The 17,047-nt window shown below is 67.0% G+C and carries 15 protein-coding genes; 6 read left to right on the forward strand and 9 right to left on the reverse strand.

All coding sequences use genetic code 11. The features are described from left to right. Positions 1-49: 49 nt before the first annotated feature. Positions 50-904, reverse strand: coding sequence for an IclR family transcriptional regulator (locus tag K2W61_RS00570; protein ID WP_236754930.1), 855 nt, complete (start codon positions 902-904; stop codon positions 50-52). Positions 905-1,081: 177 nt separating this feature from the next. Between K2W61_RS00570 and K2W61_RS00575 the strand changes: the two genes are divergently transcribed. The 3 genes from K2W61_RS00575 (at position 1,082) to K2W61_RS00585 (ending at position 4,812) form a co-directional block, all read left to right on the forward strand. Continuing rightward, the gene (locus tag K2W61_RS00575) at positions 1,082-2,050 is read left to right on the forward strand and encodes a Bug family tripartite tricarboxylate transporter substrate binding protein (protein WP_175132491.1); all 969 of its coding nucleotides are present in this window, start codon (positions 1,082-1,084) and stop codon (positions 2,048-2,050) included. 229 nt (positions 2,051-2,279) lie between these two features. Then, the gene (locus K2W61_RS00580; RefSeq protein WP_236754931.1) at positions 2,280-3,290 is read left to right on the forward strand and encodes an acyltransferase; all 1,011 of its coding nucleotides are present in this window, start codon (positions 2,280-2,282) and stop codon (positions 3,288-3,290) included. Positions 3,291-3,663: 373 nt separating this feature from the next. Beyond that, positions 3,664-4,812 (forward strand): aromatic ring-hydroxylating oxygenase subunit alpha, encoded by a 1,149-nt coding sequence (locus K2W61_RS00585; protein ID WP_175132489.1) that lies wholly within the window; start codon positions 3,664-3,666, stop codon positions 4,810-4,812. A gap of 64 nt (positions 4,813-4,876) precedes the next feature. Here the strand turns inward: K2W61_RS00585 and K2W61_RS00590 are convergent, their stop codons facing one another. The 5 genes from K2W61_RS00590 to K2W61_RS00610 form a co-directional block, all read right to left on the reverse strand. Then, the gene (locus tag K2W61_RS00590; protein ID WP_175132488.1) at positions 4,877-6,007 is read right to left on the reverse strand and encodes a TIGR03364 family FAD-dependent oxidoreductase; all 1,131 of its coding nucleotides are present in this window, start codon (positions 6,005-6,007) and stop codon (positions 4,877-4,879) included. An 87-nt stretch (positions 6,008-6,094) separates the two neighbouring features. Beyond that, positions 6,095-7,117 carry a putative 2-aminoethylphosphonate ABC transporter substrate-binding protein gene (locus K2W61_RS00595; RefSeq protein ID WP_175132487.1) on the reverse strand — a complete coding sequence of 341 codons (1,023 nt, stop codon included), beginning with the start codon at positions 7,115-7,117 and terminating at the stop codon, positions 6,095-6,097. 112 nt (positions 7,118-7,229) lie between these two features. Next, a complete protein-coding gene (gene phnX, locus K2W61_RS00600) occupies positions 7,230-8,051 on the reverse strand; it encodes a phosphonoacetaldehyde hydrolase (protein ID WP_175132486.1) in 822 nt (273 codons plus the stop codon). Positions 8,052-8,077: 26 nt separating this feature from the next. After that, positions 8,078-9,820: a putative 2-aminoethylphosphonate ABC transporter permease subunit gene (locus K2W61_RS00605; RefSeq protein ID WP_419761625.1), complete on the reverse strand. Its 1,743-nt coding sequence runs from the start codon at positions 9,818-9,820 to the stop codon at positions 8,078-8,080. A gap of 28 nt (positions 9,821-9,848) precedes the next feature. After that, positions 9,849-10,979 (reverse strand): putative 2-aminoethylphosphonate ABC transporter ATP-binding protein, encoded by a 1,131-nt coding sequence (locus K2W61_RS00610; RefSeq protein WP_236754933.1) that lies wholly within the window; start codon positions 10,977-10,979, stop codon positions 9,849-9,851. 148 nt (positions 10,980-11,127) lie between these two features. Between K2W61_RS00610 and K2W61_RS00615 the strand changes: the two genes are divergently transcribed. Both K2W61_RS00615 and K2W61_RS00620 read left to right on the forward strand, forming a co-directional pair. After that, a complete protein-coding gene (locus K2W61_RS00615; protein ID WP_236754934.1) occupies positions 11,128-11,991 on the forward strand; it encodes a LysR family transcriptional regulator in 864 nt (287 codons plus the stop codon). Positions 11,992-12,042: 51 nt separating this feature from the next. After that, positions 12,043-12,612, forward strand: coding sequence for a phosphonate degradation HD-domain oxygenase (locus K2W61_RS00620; protein ID WP_175132483.1), 570 nt, complete (start codon positions 12,043-12,045; stop codon positions 12,610-12,612). Between the two features lie 72 nt (positions 12,613-12,684). Here K2W61_RS00620 and K2W61_RS00625 read toward each other — a convergent pair whose 3' ends face one another. Both K2W61_RS00625 and K2W61_RS00630 read right to left on the reverse strand, forming a co-directional pair. Next, complete coding sequence (locus K2W61_RS00625; protein WP_175140829.1) at positions 12,685-13,536, reverse strand: sulfurtransferase; 852 nt, start codon at positions 13,534-13,536, stop codon at positions 12,685-12,687. Between the two features lie 36 nt (positions 13,537-13,572). Then, positions 13,573-14,427, reverse strand: coding sequence for a DMT family transporter (locus tag K2W61_RS00630; protein ID WP_175132481.1), 855 nt, complete (start codon positions 14,425-14,427; stop codon positions 13,573-13,575). 154 nt (positions 14,428-14,581) lie between these two features. On the opposite strand from K2W61_RS00630, the gene htpX reads away from it, so the two are divergent. After that, positions 14,582-15,463, forward strand: coding sequence for a protease HtpX (gene htpX, locus K2W61_RS00635; protein WP_175132480.1), 882 nt, complete (start codon positions 14,582-14,584; stop codon positions 15,461-15,463). 70 nt (positions 15,464-15,533) lie between these two features. Here htpX and K2W61_RS00640 read toward each other — a convergent pair whose 3' ends face one another. Beyond that, positions 15,534-16,925 carry an L-serine ammonia-lyase gene (locus tag K2W61_RS00640; RefSeq protein WP_175132479.1) on the reverse strand — a complete coding sequence of 464 codons (1,392 nt, stop codon included), beginning with the start codon at positions 16,923-16,925 and terminating at the stop codon, positions 15,534-15,536. Positions 16,926-17,047 lie beyond the last annotated feature (122 nt).

Below are 17,047 nucleotides of genomic sequence, written 5' to 3' on the forward strand. Positions count from 1 at the left end.
TCCGTGAATTGTACGAGATACCAGCCCTTGGCCCGCCGCGCCGCCGGTCTCAGGCAGGCGTGCCCGCCAGCCCCGCGATGGCGGCCCGCAACGCGGGAGCCACCTGGCTGCGCAGACGGGTGTCAGGCAGCAGGCCTTCCGGCCCGCCGCAGCTCATGACAAACACGCCCTCGCCCGTCACGGACACGAACGGCACCGCCACGGCGTTGATGCCGGACTGCCATTCGCCGATGGCAAAGCAGCAGCCGGTGTCGCGCAACTCGGCACGGGCGCGCTCGATCGCCAGCGGCGAAGGCGCGGCCGCTCCCAGCCGTTCCAGCACCTCGGCGCAGGCCGTCGGCGGCAGGCTGGCGAGATAGGCGCGGCCCATGGCGCTGTCGAGGCTGGCGCGGTAGCCGACCGGCAGCCGCAGATACAGGGCGGACGAGCCGTGGATGGCCTCGACATATGTCATGGCGTCGCCGTCGAATGCGCCCAGCGCCACCGCGCCGCCGGTCTCGCGCGCCAACTCGCTCATCGAGGCCTTGGCCAGTTCGCGCACCTCGAGCCCTGCCAGCAGGCCGAACCCCAGCGCCAGCACCCCATATCCCGGCGAGTACTTGCCGGTGTCCGGGTGGTAGCGCAGGTAGCCCAGCTCGGTCAGGGTATAGGTAATGCGGCTGATGGTGGGCTTGGGCAGGCTGGTCAGGCGCGCCAGGTCCAGGTTGCCCAGCGCGGCCACCCCCGGCCGGAAGCAACGCAGCACTTCCAGGCCGCGCGCCAGCGCCGTGATGAAGTCGGGCGATACCGGCCCCTCGCCCACCGCCCCGGCTCGTTTGCGGCGGGCCGGGGCGCTCAACTCCAGCTTCTGGTCGGGTTTGGCGGCGGGGTGCGGCCTGCGCTTGGCGTCAGAAAAAGATTGCATTTCTATTCGCTTCGTTTTTATAGTTTATTTCGAATAACAAAACTAAATTCCATTTTACGGAATTTAAAACATCCAAGGAGACTTGGCAAGCCCTACGCCGCCCCGCCCCGCGGGTCCCGGCCACGGCCAAGCCAGGCCCGACGGTTCCACTCACGCACGCGATTCCAAGGGGAAAACATGATTCGCAAACGCTACAAATTTCTGGCTGGCCTGCTGCTGGGCATCGCCGCCCTGGGCGCCCAGGCCGACACCTACCCGTCACGCCCGATCAAGGTCGTGTCGCCGTTCCCGGCCGGCGGCGCCACCGACGTGCTGACCCGCCTGCTGGCCGAACGCATGGCCAAGACGCTGGGCCAGCCCATGATTGTCGAGAACAAGGCCGGCGCCGGCACCTCGATCGGCGCCGCCTTTGTCTCCCGCGAGGCGCCCGACGGCTACACCATCCTGATGGCCACCAACTCCACCCTGGTGACCAACCGCTATCTGTACAAGGAACTGCCCTACGACCCCGACGGCTTCGCGCCGATCGGCATGGTGGGTGTGGGCCCGCTGGTATTGCTGTCCAGTCCCAAGCAGCCCTTCAACAGTACCGCCGACGTGGTCGCCTACGCCAAGCAGCACCCGGGCAAACTGACCTTCGCCACCTTCGGCCCCGGCACCTCCTCGCACCTGGCCGGTGAATTGTTCAAGGAGCGCGCGGGCATCGACATCCTGCATGTGCCGTTCAAGGGCGCGACCCAGGCCCTGCCGGCCCTGATCAGCGGCGACGTGGACCTGTTCTTCGACATGGTCGCCACCGGCATGCCGCAGGCGAAGGCCGGCAAGGTCAAAGTGTTCGGCATCACCAGCCCCACGCGCCTGGCCACCGAGTCGACGCTGCCGACGCTGGCCGAGCAGGGTTATGCGGGCTTCGACATGACGGCCTGGTTCAGTTTCGTCGCCCCCAAGGGCACGCCCGCGCCGGTGCTGGACAAGCTGCAGGCCGCCCTGGCCGAAACGCTCAAGGATGACGCGGTGAAAAAACGCATGCTGGATATGGGTATCGACCCGCGCACCGGCAGCGCCACCGAATTGGCCCAGCAGATCAAGAACGAACAACCCATCGTGTCGCAGCTGATCAAACAGGCCAATATCGTGCTGCAATGATGGGCACCGCCATTTCGTGACAAAAGGTTCGCGGAGGCGTTTGCGAAAACCGCAGCGCCCCGCGAACCGGCATCGGTAGCCCCAGACCGACAGCGCCCGCGCGGCCCTGTCGGTTTTTCATGCGCAACCTAACCCCTGGATACAGTACCCGCGCCGCCTTGGCTGCTAAGGTGAAAAGCGAGGACGGGCCGTTGTGCCCTGCCCCGCCCCACTTGTCTCCGGGAGTCCGATGCCATTGACCGATGACCGCTACGCCCGCCTGGATGCCGCCCGCTGGCTTGCCGCCGCGGCAGTGGTGCTGCTGCACAGCGCCGCCCTGATCGTCAGTGAACCGGCGGCGTACGGCAATGGCGCCTGGCTGGCCGCCAATCTCTATGATTCGGCCGCGCGCTGGTGCGTGCCGGTGTTCGTGATGGTCAGCGGCGCCCTGCTGCTCGATCCCGCCAAGCCGCAGGACGCGCGCCGCTTCTACAGCAAGCGCGTGGCGCGAATCCTGACGCCGCTGGTGTTCTGGAGCCTGTTCTACCTGGCCTGGCGTACCGGCCTGGACTGGTGGGACGACGGCCACGTCGATTTTTCCTTCTGGCCGCACAAGGTCGCCCAGGGCGAACCCTATTACCACCTCTGGTACCTCTACATGATCGTGGGGCTGTACCTGTTCGCGCCGCTGGTGCGGCGGCTGTATGCGCGCAGCACGCCGCGCTCACGCTCGCTATGGGTCGTGGGCATCCTGGGCCTGGCCATCCTGGATGCGCTCTATCGCCGCGCCCTGGGCGCGCAGCCCGGTTTCTTCCTGACCTGGTTCCTGCCCTACCTGGGCTATTTCGTCGCGGGCCGCCAGATCTTCGATGGCGAATTGCGCGTGCCACGCCCTGCCCTGGTACTGTGCGCCAGCGTGGCGGCCACGGCCCTGGGCGTGTACACCCTGTCCAGCAACCGGACGCTGGACACGTATTTCTACGACTATTTCAGCCTGACCGTGCCGTTCATGTCGTTGGCGGCGTTCCAGTGCATCGTCGCATCGCCGCGCCTGCCACGCCTGGCTGCGCTGGCGCCGCTGACCTTCGGGGTTTATCTGATCCACCCCTTGTTCCTGGATCTGGCGCACCGCGCTGGCGCGCTCACCGGTGAGCGGCGCGATGCCTGGATCGTGCCACTGCTGACCGTGGCGGTGTTCGCCCTGTCCGCGGCCAGCAGCTGGCTGTTGCGGCGCCATCCCGCCACCCGCAGGCTGGTCTGAAAAACCTACGGCGCGCAAGGTTATTCCGCTTTTGCGCGGGGTCAACCCCCCCCGGCCGCATCTTCACTAAGCTTCACCGATCTTCACGGGCGTGGGGAAAAGGGTTGGGGTACAATTGACGGCTTACTTGATCGGCCATACACCGATTTTTCTTCGCGCCAGAACGGATTTAGCCCTTTTTCTGCAAACCGCATTGCAAACGGCATCGCAAACCGTCCAAGCGGCAGGAAGATGGCGAAGCTCAAGCCGTCCTGGCTTTTTAACGCCGGGCCGCCCCAGAAAGAGGCCCCCATTGAGGGCAGTGAGCCCACCGGGTACGTAGTACGCAGTGGGCGCGGCGTTGGGGGAAATTTTCATCCGAGCGGAGGGAATCATGACCGACATCGGTCGGATGGCACATGTTGTGCCAGCTCGCACCCAGCTACCCGTCAGTGCTTACTTTGACGAAGCCCTCTTTGCCCGCGAGCAAGAACTCATTTTCAAGCAATCCTCGTTGTACGTCGGCCACCAGAAACTGGTGCCCGAGGTCGGGGATTGGCGCACCTTGGCCCAGGAAAATGGAGGGCGCGTGCTGGTTCGCAACCAGCAGGGCGTTGAACTCATCTCAAATGTCTGCCGCCACCGCCAGGCATTGATGCTGGGCGGGGAAGCCGGTGATGTCACCGGTCATTGCAATTCGCACGGCAGCCTCAAGGCTACCGGCGGCAACATCGTCTGCCCGCTGCACCGCTGGACCTACAACAACCAGGGTGAGCTGCTGGGCGCGCCGCAATTCGACACCACGCCCTGCATGAACCTGCAGAAGTTCCGCCTGCGCGATTGCCACGGCCTGCTGTTCGAAGGCCCGCGCGACCCGGCCGCCGACATGGCGCCGCTGTTCGCGCGGCCCGAGTTCGACTTCGGCGACTACGTGCTGGACCATGTCGAAGTGCACCAGTGCAACTACAACTGGAAGACCTTCATCGAGGTGTATCTGGAGGACTACCACGTCGGCCCGTTCCACCCCGGCCTGGGCCGCTTCGTCACCTGCGACGACCTGACCTGGGAATTCAACGACTGGTACAGCCTGCAGAAGGTTGGCGTGCACAACGCGCTGGCGCAGCCGGGTTCGGACGTCTACAAGCAATGGCACGACCGCCTGCTGTCGTTCCGCGAGGGCGACGCGCCGGATTTCGGCGCGGTCTGGGTCACGTATTTCCCGACCCACATGATCGAGCTGTATCCGCACGTGCTGGTGCTGTCGACGCTGTACCCGAAGAGCCCGCAGGAAACCGTCAACGTGGTCGAGTTCTACTACCCCGAGGAAATCGCCGCCTTCGAGCGCGAATTCGTCGAGGCGCAGCGCGCGGCCTACATGGAGACGGCGATCGAGGACGACGAGATCGCCGAGCGCATGGACGCCGGCCGCAAGGCCCTGATGCTGCGCGGCGTGAACGAGACCGGCCCGTACCAGTCGCCCATGGAAGACGGCATGCAGCACTTCCACGAGTGGTATCGCCGCATCATGCAGGAGCGGCTCTGAAGCCACGGCACGCATGAAAAAAGGGCTCGCGATCGCGAGCCCTTTTCCTTTGGCTTGCCGCGGATCAGCGGCCCAGTGCGCCAGCGACCGTGCGTTCGCCGATGGCCAGCCCGACCGTCATGCCCACGCCCGAGTGCATCACCGCCACGGTAGTCGCGGCATCCACCGGCAGCACCGAGAACGGCGCCGGGCCGTGCGTGCCGTAGACGCCCTGCCAGCGCTCCAGCACCCGCAGCCGCGCGCCCAGCGCCTGCGACGCCAGGTCCAGCATGGCATTGTCGACGGACTCGTCGTTGAACGGGAAGGCATCCTGGCCATAACGGTGCGAGTCGCCAATGATCAGTTCGCCGTAGGGCGTGGGGCTGACCAGCAGATGGATGCCGTTTTCCAGCAGCATCGGCGTACGCGCCTGGATCTGCTCGCGCAGCGCCAATGCCGAGGGCAAATCCGAGAAGGCGCCATAGTGCACGCAGGACAGGCCGGTCAGCAGCGGACGGTCCAGCGCCATTGGCCGCGTCTCGAAAGCCGCGCGCAACATCTGCAGACGCGTCACCTCCAGGTTCAGCGGCGCGAACTGTTCGGGCAGCAGCGTCAGGTAATCGTGGCCAGGGCAGACGAAAGCATGCGCAGCGGCAAAGTCGCCCGCGGTGGTCGCGACCTGGCCCTGTTCGACGGCACGCGCCAGCGTGCCGGTGATGAACTCGACGCCCAGCGATTCGGCCAGGTAGCGCGTAATGGCCGGCAGCGCTTCGCGCGAGTAGATCTGCAGGTCGTCCAGCCCGCGCAGCGCGGCGCAGTGATGCGCCAGCCGGCCGTCGTAGAGTTTCGCCACGTCGCGACCCGACAGCAGCTCGGCGCGATAGCCTTCCTGTTGCAGGCGGGTCTGGGCGAACTCTTCCAGCACGTCGGCCTCGCCGGTGTCGCGCGCCAGCACCAGCGCGCCATTGGCGCGCACGTGGAAGCCGGCCTTGGATGCCAGGTCCAGCCATAGTTCGCGCGCCTGCTGGGCGTGCGACAGCATCATGCCGGGCGCCTGGCCGGTGACGATCACCTGGCCGAAGTTGCGAATGGTCGCGCCGTGCGCCTGGCGGCTGCGTTCGATCACGGCCACGGACAGGCCGCGCTTGGCGGCGGCCCAGGCGTGGGCGATGCCGAGCATGCCGGCGCCGACCACGACTACGTCGAATTTTTTCATTTGAGAAACAAGGCAGAGAGGTTGCGCGGGAAGCGCCCGCCCGGGCGCCTCCCCTGCCGCGGCGGCATCGCCGCCGCGATGGCCCGATTACTTCTTCTTGGGCTCGGACTTGCCGTCGTAGCGGCGGGTCCACTCGGCAATGATGCGATCGCGGTTGGTGGCGGCCCAGACGAAGTCGTTCTTGATCATGCGCTTGGTCAGGTCGGCCGGCAGATTGGGGTTGGACGTGGCGATCGAGGGAATCGCCAGCACTGCGAAGTTGGCCTTGTACAGTTCGTTGGCCGCGCGGCTGGCCGAGAAGTCGGCCAGCTTGCGCGCCGCTTCCAGGTGCTTGGTGCCCTTGACGATGGCGGTGGCTTCCACTTCCCAGCCCAGGCCTTCCGACGGGAACACGGCCTCGACCGGCGCGCCATCGGCCTTGAGCTTGGCGGCGCGGTAGTCGAACGACACGCCGATCGGGAATTCGCCGGCGGCGGCCAGATTGCAAGGCTTGGAACCCGAGTGCGTGTACGAACCGATGTTCTTGTGCAGGGCATCCATGTAGGCCCAGCCCTTCTCTTCACCGAAGATCTGCAGCCAGGCGCTGACGTCCAGGAAGCCGGTGCCCGACGAGGCCGGGTTCGGCATGACGATCTTGCCGGCGTAGACCGGCTTGGTCAGGTCCTGCCACGATTCGGGCTTGGGCAGTTTCTGCTTTTCGGCTTCGACGGTGTTAAAGCAGATGGCGGCGGCAAATCCGTCCATGCCGACCCAGGTGGGCTCGGCCTTGGCATCGCGCATGTTGGCGGCGATCTGGTCCAGGCCCTTGGGAGCGTAGGGCTGCAGCATGCCTTCCTTGTCCATCAGGCCCAGCGAGGTGCCGGCCAGGCCCCAGATCACGTCGGCCTTGGGGTTGCTCTTTTCCGCCAGCAGCTTGGCGGTAATGATGCCGGTGGAATCGCGTACCCACTGGATCTTGATGTCGGGATTGGCCTTCTCGAAGGCAGCCTGATAGGCCTTGATCTGGTCGGCTTCCAGCGCCGTGTAGACGGTCAGCGTGGTTTCGGCGGAAGCGGCGCCGGTGATACCAGAGAAGGCGGCGGCCAGGGCAAGCAGCGTGAAGCGTTTCATGAACGTACTCCGTGGGTGAGCGGAAAAAGGGTGAGTCGGGTCGCCGCGGTGGGCCCGGGCCCGTCGCGGTGCGTGGCGAAAAAAGGGTTGATCGGGGGCGGCGGTCGCAACCTCAGGGGCGCTGTCCCGCCGCCAGGCGGGATTCGATATCGGCGATGACGCCAGGCAGGTCGGCCACGGTGTCGATCAGGTAGTGCGGCGCGGCGCTCGACAGTTCGCGGCCGGCGCGTTCGCGGGCCGCCAGGCGGCCGCCGTCGTCCAGGCTCAGGTATTCGTCCAGCGTCAGGCCGGCGGCGTTGCCCGACAGCAGCAGGCCGACGCTCCACATGCCGGCGCGGCGGCCTTCCTCGATGCCGGGGGCGGTGTCGTCGACCTTGATGCAGCCGGCCACGTCGGTCAGGCCCAGCTCCACCACGTTCTTGAGCGCCATGGCCGGCGCCGGGCGCGCGCGCGGCACGTCGTCACTGGCGACGATGCAGTCGGGCGCCAGGCCTTCGCCGGCGGCGCGTTCCACCACCCGCCGCATCACGCTGCCGGGGTAGCCCGAGCACGAGCCGATCTTCAGGCCGCGCTGGCGCAACGCGCGCAGCAGCTCGGCCGCGCCGGGGATGGCGGCCGAGTACTGCGCCACTTTGTCCAACTGCATCGGCAGAAAACGCTCGTAAATGGCGGTGACGTCGTCATCGGTCGGCAGGCGGCCAAATTGGGCCTGGTATTGATTGGCGATGAGCGGTTCGTCGCACAGCGCGCGGATGTGGTCCCACTTGCCCACGCCCATCGGGCCGCGGGCCTGCTCCAACGTGACTTCCATGCCGAACTCGGCGAAAGCGTCGACGAACACCTTGGTCGGCGCGAAGGAGCCGAAATCGACCAGCGTGCCGGCCCAATCGAAAATCACCGCTTCCAGGCGGACGGGCAGAGGCGAAACAGTCATGAGGGTCTTCCTTGCAGAATATTCAATCAAAACGCGGCGGGCCGGCGCCAGGCCTGGCTGCGCGCCACCAGGGCGCGACTGGCCAGGTGCAGCAGCAATGCCGCCACCGCCGAGCTGGCCATGATCACGGTGCACATGGCGGCGGCCGGGCCGATGAAGCCGGCGTCATCCATGTTCAGCACCGCGACCGCGGCCAGCACCGTGGACGGGCTGTACAGGAACACCACGGCCGACACGGTGGTCATGGCGGACACGAACAGGTAGCGGGCGACGTCCAGCGCGGCGGGCAGGCACATCGGCAACGTCACACGCAGGAACGTGGTCAGGCGCGGCACCTTGAGCGAGGCCGAGGCGGCCTCGAACTCGGGGTCCAGCGCGTTCAGCGCGGTGGCAGCCGTCAGATGCGCGCTGGTGTAGAAGTGCACCACCGTGCACAGCACCAGCAGCGGCATGGTGCCGTACAGCACGTTGAGCGGATTGGCCGCGCCATTGAAGAAGAAGATGTAGCCCAGGCCCAGCACCAGGCCGGGCACCGCCATCGGCATCAGCGCCAGCATGCCCAGCACGCCGCGCAGCCCGCGCGCCGCGGCGCTGCGGGTGGGCACCTTTTCCATCATCCAGGCCCCCAGGAACACCACCGCCGTGCCGATCAGCGCGGTGCAGAAGGCCAGCTGCAGGCTGTTGCGCCAGGCCAGCCAGCCGCCGCCATCCATATTGTCGAAGTCATACGAGCGCAGCGACAGCGACAGGTTATAGGGCCACATCTTCACGAACGAAGCCCACACCGCGACGCCGATGATCAGCAACAGGAACCCGGCTATGGCGCCGGCCAGCAACAGGAAGGCCGTGTCGCGGCGGCGGTTGGCGGCGGCCGCGTAGGGCTGGGCGCGGCCGCTCAATTGGGCGCCCTGGCGGGCCCGCAGGCGGCGGTCCAGCACGAAGGTCAACAGCGCCGGCAGCAACAGCAGGATGCCGATGGCCGCGCCCTTGGGAAAATTCTGCTGGCCGACCACCGCCTTGTAGGCTTCCATCGCCAGCACGTTGTAGTCGCCCCCCACCACCTTGGGCACGCCGAAATCCGTCACGGTCAGCGTGAACACCACACAGCAGGCCGAGAACACGGCGTAGCGCGTGCCAGGCAGCGTCACCGTCATGAAGGTGCGCAGCGGGCCGGCGCCCATGGCGCGCGCCGCATCGTAGAGGCGTCCGTCGGCCAGCGCCAGGCCAGTCAGCAGGATCATCAACGCATGCGGGAAGGTGTAGAACGCCTCGCCCACCACGATGCCCCAGAAGCCGTAGATGGTGGCGCCGCCGGACAGACCTTTGAGCAGGCCCTGGTTGCCCAGCAGGTAGACCAGCGCAATGCCCGGCAATAGCGACGGCGCCAGCAGCGGCAACAGCGCGACAGTGCGCAGCAGACCCTTGCCGGGAATGCGGCTGCGCGTCAGGGCATAGGCGAAGGCATAGGCGCACGGCACCACCAGCATCATGGTGACCCCGCCCACCGTCAGGCTGCGCCCGACCATGCCCAGGAAGCCGTCGCCACCGATGATGCCCAGCACCACCGACAGACCGGCCCAGTCGCCATTGGCGTCGGTGACCGACTTGGCCAGGATGGCCACCAGCGGCAGGGCCAGGAACAGCGCCAACCCGAGCGCCAGCGCCCCCTGCCCCAAGGCCAGCCCGCAGGCGCCGATCCAGGCCGGCAGCGGCTGTCGGCCCAGCGACGGGGCGCCGGGCGCTGCGGACGTATCGGCGGGCGCGGACATGGCGGCGGGCACGCGGCTCGAAGCCGGATCAAGCGTAGGCGCGAATCGCATGGCGCGGCAGCTCCACCCAGCAGCGGCTGGCAGCGTGAGGACCCAGCAGGGCATCTCCGGTTTCAGGGGACACGATCGAATGCACCGTGGCGCCCGGCACGCCTTCCAGGCGCAGCGCCAGGCGGTAGCCACGGCCCAGGAACACGCCATCGAGCACGTCGGCCAGCATGGTGTTGGCTTGCTCCGGACGCGCCACGCTCACGCGCACCGCCTCGGGCCGCACGAACAGCTTGCCAACGTTGCGCTCCAGCGCCTCGTCCACGGTCAGTTCCTGGCGGCCGACGCGGGCATGGTGTGCGTCGATACGCTCGAACGGCAGCCAGTTGGCCTCGCCGACGAAATCGGCGATGAAGGCCGAGCCGGGCTGCCGATACAGTTCGCGCGGGGTGCCGAATTGTTCGATGACGCCGCCGTTCATGACGGCGATGCGGTCGGCCATGACCATGGCCTCCTCCTGGTCATGCGTCACCATCAGCGTGGTGATCGACAGGCGCCTCTGCAGCGCGCGCAGCTCGATGCGCAGGTGTTCGCGCACGCGGGCGTCGAGCGCCGACATCGGCTCGTCCAGCAGCAGCAGGGATGGCGACGGCGCCAGGGCGCGGGCCAATGCCACGCGCTGCTGCTGGCCGCCGGAAATCTGCCCCGGGTACTTATGGGAAGCGCCCGCCAGGCCCACCAGCGTCAGCATTTCCTCAACCCGATCGGCGACGTGCTTGCGATGGGCGCGCTTGCCGCTCAGGCCATAGGCCACGTTCTGGGCCACCGTCAGGTTGGGAAACAGCGCATAGGATTGAAACAGGATGCCGTAGTCGCGCGCCTGCGGCTCGGCATGCGAGATGTCGCGGCCCGACAGCAGGATGGTGCCGCTGTCCTGGCGCTCCAGGCCGGCAATGGCGCGCAGCAGCGTGGTCTTGCCGCAGCCCGACGGCCCCAGCAGGCACACCAGCTCGCCGGCGCGGATATCCAGTGACACATCCGAAAGCGCCGTGTGGCTGCCAAAGCGCTTGACGAGATTGCTGACCGACAGAAAGCCCCCGCGCGGCGCTCCATGCGGCGGCACGGCGCCGGTCGGAACAGTGTTGGTATCGCGTTGGAGCTGTTGGGCCATGGGGCCTCCGGTCTGGGAACGAAGGCAGTATGGAAGGCGCGTATTGAGTGTTTATGACACTTCGCGCAAATGCAGTAATAAAAACATCAAATTATTTTGGTGTACTGGCGATCTTGCGCATTGCGTCCATTTACAGGCCCATTGAACCGTGCTCGTCGCCGAACTCAAATCCTTCTATGCCGTGGCTCGCTGCGGCACCGTCACCAAGGCCGCCGCCCAATTGGGCGTGAGCCAGCCCACGGTGACGGGGCAATTGCGCCAGTTGGAATCGCGTTACGGCGTCGAGCTGTTCCATCGCCAGGGCCGCGGCATGCGGCTGTCGGACGCCGGGCACAGCCTGATGCCGATGGTGGAAAAGCTGGTGCAACAGGAAACCGAAATCGATTTCCGGCTGCGCGACGCCAGCGATCTGCGCGAGGGCAACCTGCGCATCGGCGCCACCGGCCCGTACTACATCATGGATACCGTGCGGCGCTACAACCAGCTCTACCCGGGCATCGACCTGACGGTCGCCATCGGCAACTCGCAAAGCATGCTGCAGGCGCTGCATGACTATCGTATCGAGATTGCCACATCCTCGTTTCTGATGGATGACAAGCATTTGTACCGCCGCATGATCGCGGCCGACCCGATCCGCGTGGTGACGCATCGCGGCCACCCGCTGGCGCGGCGCGGCAAGGTGGCGCTGGCGGACCTGGCCGAGCACGCGCTGCTGCTGCGCGAACCCGGCTCGATGACGCGCCAGCTGACCGAAGAAGCGCTGCAGGCGGCCGGCGTGACGGTCAAGCGCACGCTGGAAATCGGCAGCCGCGAATCGATCCGCCAGGCCATCCTGTGCGAGCTGGGGATCAGCCTGATCCCGTCACGTGAAATCCCGTCGCATCCCGAACTGGCGGCCCTGGACATCGAGGGCGCCGACGTCGTGATGCATGAATACCTGTACTGCCTGCGCGAGCGCCAACCGGTGCAACTCATCGCGCGCTTTCTGGAGATGGCGCCGGCAGCCGGCTGATCCGCGGATCACTGCCCGCCTCTTCCCCTTGTGGCCACTCAGGAGACAACCATGGCCTTGACCTTGCAGGATATCGAACAGCTTTTCCTGGAACGCGGGCACCGTTCCTATCATGGAGAATCCGTCAGCCATCTGCGGCACGCGCTGCAGACCGCCACGCTGGCCGAGCGCCATGGCGCCAATGCCCAATTGATCACCGCCTGCCTGCTGCACGACCTGGGCCACCTGATCGCCGACCATCCGGACACGCCCACGCTGCGCGGCCTCGACGATAAGCACCAGTATTTCGTGCTGCCGTTCCTGCGCGGGCTGTTCAGCTCGGCCGTGCTCGATCCGATCCGGTTGCACGTGGAGGCCAAACGCTACCTCTGCTACGTGGAGCCGCAGTATGAAGCGACGCTTTCGGAGGACTCCAAGCGCAGCCTGGCGCTCCAGGGGGGCAGTTTCGATGCGGGCCAGGCGGTGGATTTCGCCAGCATGCCGGGCGCGCCGGATGCGATCCGCCTGAGGCGCTGGGATGACATGGCCAAGGTGCCAGGCCTGGCCACCCCGCCGCTGGACCATTTCCTGGAGATCGCCGAGAGCGTCTCCGGCCGGGTCAGGCTGGCGGCGGTCTGGTAAGGCTGCCGCCGACGCGGGAACGCCGCGGCCCGATCTTGCGGCCCGGCTCGCCGCCAAGCCCGGGACGCGGGGTCAATCGCCCTTGGCCACCGGCCGGGACGGATCGCTGCACCACTCGCTCCACGAGCCCGGATACAGGCGCGAGCCGGCCAGGCCGGCGATTTCCATCGACAGCAGGTTGTGGCAGGCGGTGATGCCCGAGCCGCACTGGTGCACGATGGCCGCGGGGTCGCGGCCATCCAGCAAGGCGGTGAATTCCTCGCGCAGCAGCGCCGCGTCCTTGAAGCGGCCATCGGCCTGCAGATTCTGGCCGTTCGGACGGTTCAGCGCGCCCGGGATGTGACCGGCCACCGGATCCATTGGCTCGACCTCGCCGCGATAGCGATTGGCCGCGCGCGCGTCGATCACCGTAAAGGCGGGATGAGCGATATTGTCCAGCACCGCCTGCGCATCCACGCTGCCGGCCAGCGGCGCGGCCGGCGTTACCGGCGCGCCCGCCTGCACCGCCGCGGCCGCCTCGGCTGAGGTCGGCAGGCCCGCCGCCTGCCACGCCTGCCAGCCCCCATCGAGCACCGCGACACGCTCGTGGCCCAGCCAGCGCAGCATCCACCACAGGTGCGCGGCATACATGCCGCCGCTGGCGTCGTAGGCTACCACCAGGGTCTCGGGCGTGACGCCGTGCGCCGCCATCAGCGCGCCGAACTGGCCACGATCGGGCAGCGGATGGCGACCGTTGGCGCCTGTGCGGGCGGCCGACAGCTCCGTCTCGTGGTCGAGGTAACGGGCGCCCGGAATGTGGCCGGCGGCATAGGCCTCGCGGCCCGCGGCGTGATTCATCAGGTCGTGGCGTACGTCGAACACGCGCACGTCCGCCGCCCCCAGATGCGTGGCCAGGTCGGCGGCGGAAATCAGGGTCATGGTCATCGGTGAGGCTCCTGGGAGGGAATCGGGATCGCGGGATCAGGCCGGCTTGGGATCGCGCATGGTGCGCCAGACCGACAGCAGGCCCGCGAAGATGATCAGGCCCATGCCGGCCCAGGCCAGGCCATCCAGGGTATCGCCCCAGAAGCCCATGCCGAGCAGGGCCGCGAAGATGATCGTGCTGTATTGCAGGGCCGCGGTCAGCAGCGCCGACCCCAGGCCGAACGCCCGCGTCATGGCCAGTTGGCCGAACAGGCCGGTCACGCCCACGCCCAGCAGCGAACTGTAGCCGGTCCAGTCGGCCTGGCCCCAGCCTTCGAAGCCCAGGCCGGCCAAACTGGAGGCACACACCGCCACGGAGAAAAACAGCACCGTGCGCCATTCGGGTTCACCGATACGGCCCAGTTGGCGGATCTGCATCATGGCGATCGCCGACATGGCGCCGGCCCCCAGGCCCAGCAGGGCGGCCAGCCATTGTTCGTCATTGATACTGGGGCGCAGCACCGCGATCACGCCCAGGAAGCCCAGGGCCACGGCGGCGATCCGCACCGGATCGCGCTGGGCCCCGCCCCATCCCAGCATCCAGCAGGCGATGAACAGCGGCGCCGTGTAGTTCAGGCTGGTGGCGGTGGCCAGCGGCAAGTGGGAAATGGCGAAGAAACCGAGCCACATCGAGGTGACGCCGGACAGGTTGCGCCACAGGTGCAGCTTCCAGCTGGTGGGCACGATCGACTGGCGCCCGGCGCGGGCCCAGATCAGCAGCAGCACCACCGACGGCAGGCCGCGAAACAACACCACCTGCGGCAGCGAAGCGCCATGCTCGGTGCCGAGCTTCACGAACGACCCCATGATGGCGAACATGGCGGACGCCAGCAACATCCAAAGTGCCTGCATCGGGGGGCTGCGCTCAGGTAAAAGTGACGGAAGAAATAAGGGAAAGCGATACTATACTCTCCGTCACCGGGAGCGGCCCAGCAGTTGGGGAACTGCGGCGCCGCGGCACAGTCCAATTCCGCACAAATCCCGCTCGCTGAGGAACAAAAAAAGCATGAAACGCATCATCCTTTTCGTCATTACCAACCTGGCCGTCATGCTGGTGCTGTCGGCCACGCTGCGCATCCTGGGGGTGGACCGCTACCTGACCGCCAACGGCCTGAACCTGCAGGCCCTGTTGATCTTCTCGGTGGTGGTCGGCTTCACCGGCGCCATCATCTCGCTGCTGATCAGCAAGCCCATGGCCAAATGGAGCACCGGCGCGCAGGTAATCGATCCCAACGCGCCGCGCAGCCAGCGCGAAGCCTGGCTGCTGGACACGGTCCACCAGTTGGCCGACCGCGCCGGCATCGGCCGTCCGGAAGTCGCCATCTACGACGGCGCGCCCAACGCCTTCGCCACCGGCGCCTTCAAGAACGACTCGCTGGTGGCGGTGTCGACCGGCCTGCTCGAAAGCATGAGCGAAGAGGAAGTGGCCGCGGTGCTGGCCCACGAAGTGGCCCACATCGCCAACGGCGACATGGTCACGCTGACCCTGATCCAGGGCGTGGTCAACACCTTCGTCGTGTTCCTGGCGCGCGTGGTGGGCTACTTCATCGACCGCGTGGTGTTCAAGAACGAGCGTGGTCTCGGCCCCGGCTACATGGTCACCGTGATCGTCTGTGAGATCATTTTCGGCATCCTGGCCTCGATCATCGTGGCCTGGTTCTCGCGCCAGCGCGAATACCGCGCCGACGCCGGCTCGGCCCACCTGATGGGCGCCCGCGAACCCATGATCCGCGCCCTGGCGCGCTTGGGCGGCCTGGAACCGGGCGAGCTGCCCAGGTCGTTCGAAGCCTCGGGCATCACCGGCAGGGGCGGCCTGGCGGCCATGTTCGCCTCGCATCCGCCGATCCCGGCCCGTATCGCCGCGTTGCAACAGGCGCGCGTGATCTGACGCCGGCCAGGTGAAAAAACAAGCCCCTTGATCGCTCAAGGGGCTTTTCGCTTGGCGGCCGCCAGCGGCCTCAGCACTCGACGATGTTCACCGCCAGGCCACCGCGCGCCGTTTCCTTGTACTTGGTCTTCATGTCGGCGCCGGTCTCGCGCATGGTCTTGATCACCGAATCCAGGGATACATAATGCTGGCCGTCGCCGCGCAGCGCCATGCGGGCGGCGTTGACGGCCTTGATTGAAGCCATGGCATTGCGCTCGATACAGGGGATCTGCACCAAGCCGCCAACCGGGTCGCAGGTCAGGCCCAGATTGTGCTCCATGCCGATCTCGGCGGCGTTCTCCACCTGCTCGATCGAGCCACCCAGCGCCGCGGCCAGGCCGCCCGCCGCCATGGAACAGGCCACGCCGACTTCGCCCTGGCAGCCGACCTCGGCGCCCGACAGCGAGGCGTTGTACTTGTAAAGCAGCCCGACGGCCGCCGCGGTCAGCAGGAAATCACGCACGCCTTCGCGGCTGGAACCCGGGACAAAACGGTCGTAGTAGTGCAGCACGGCCGGGATGATGCCGGCCGCGCCATTGGTCGGCGCCGTCACCACCCGCCCGCCGGCGGCGTTTTCCTCATTGACCGCCATGGCGTACAGGTTGACCCAGTCCATCACCGACAGCGGGTCGGACAGTGTGCGCTCGGCACGCTGCGTCAGGTTGCGGTACAGCTCGGGGGCGCGGCGGCGCACCCGCAGCGGCCCAGGCAGTTCGCCATCGGCCTCCGGATAGTTGATGCCACAGCCGCGCGAGACGCAGTCCTGCATCACCTGCCAGATCTGATCCAATCTGGCCGCGACATCGCCGGCCTCGCGCCAGGTCAACTCGTTCTTCATCATCAGCTGCGCCACGCTCAAGCCGCTGTCGCGGCACATCGCCAGCAGCTCGCGCCCGGTGCGGAAGGGATACGGCAGTTGGTCATGCGCCGCGATGACCTGGCTGTTGGAGGCCCCCGCCGTCACCACGAAGCCGCCGCCCACCGACAGGTAGCGCGCCTCGCGCAAAGCCACACCCTCGCCATCGAAGGCATGGAATTTCATGCCATTGGGATGCTCGGCCATGGCTTCACGGCGGTAGAACAACATGTGTTCCTTTTCCACGAACGGCACCGCGTGGCGTCCCAGCAGCGGCAACTGGCGGCTGGCCCGCACCGACGCAATCATGCCGGCGATGGCGGACGGGTCGACCGTGTCCGGCGCCTCGCCCATCAGGCCCAGCAACACCCCCTTGTCGGTGCCGTGGCCCTTGCCGGTCGCGCCGAGCGAGCCGTACAGCTCGGCGCGCACATTGGCCACGCGTGGCAACAGGCCGTCGCGCTCCAGGCCCTGGACAAACAGCAATGCGGCCCGCATGGGGCCGACAGTGTGGGAACTCGACGGACCTATGCCTATTTTGAATAGATCGAAAACGGAAACGGCCACCGGCACTCCCCTGCATCCAAGAAATATCCGGCAATGATACGCGGAAGGTCCGAGACTGCGCATCTTGCCCTGCGGGGCGTATGCTGTATTCGGGATACGGGTTTCCCCGCCCGTCCCGGCAT

This window comes from Achromobacter pulmonis, assembly GCF_021733725.1.
GTDB lineage: Bacteria > Pseudomonadota > Gammaproteobacteria > Burkholderiales > Burkholderiaceae_B > Achromobacter > Achromobacter pulmonis.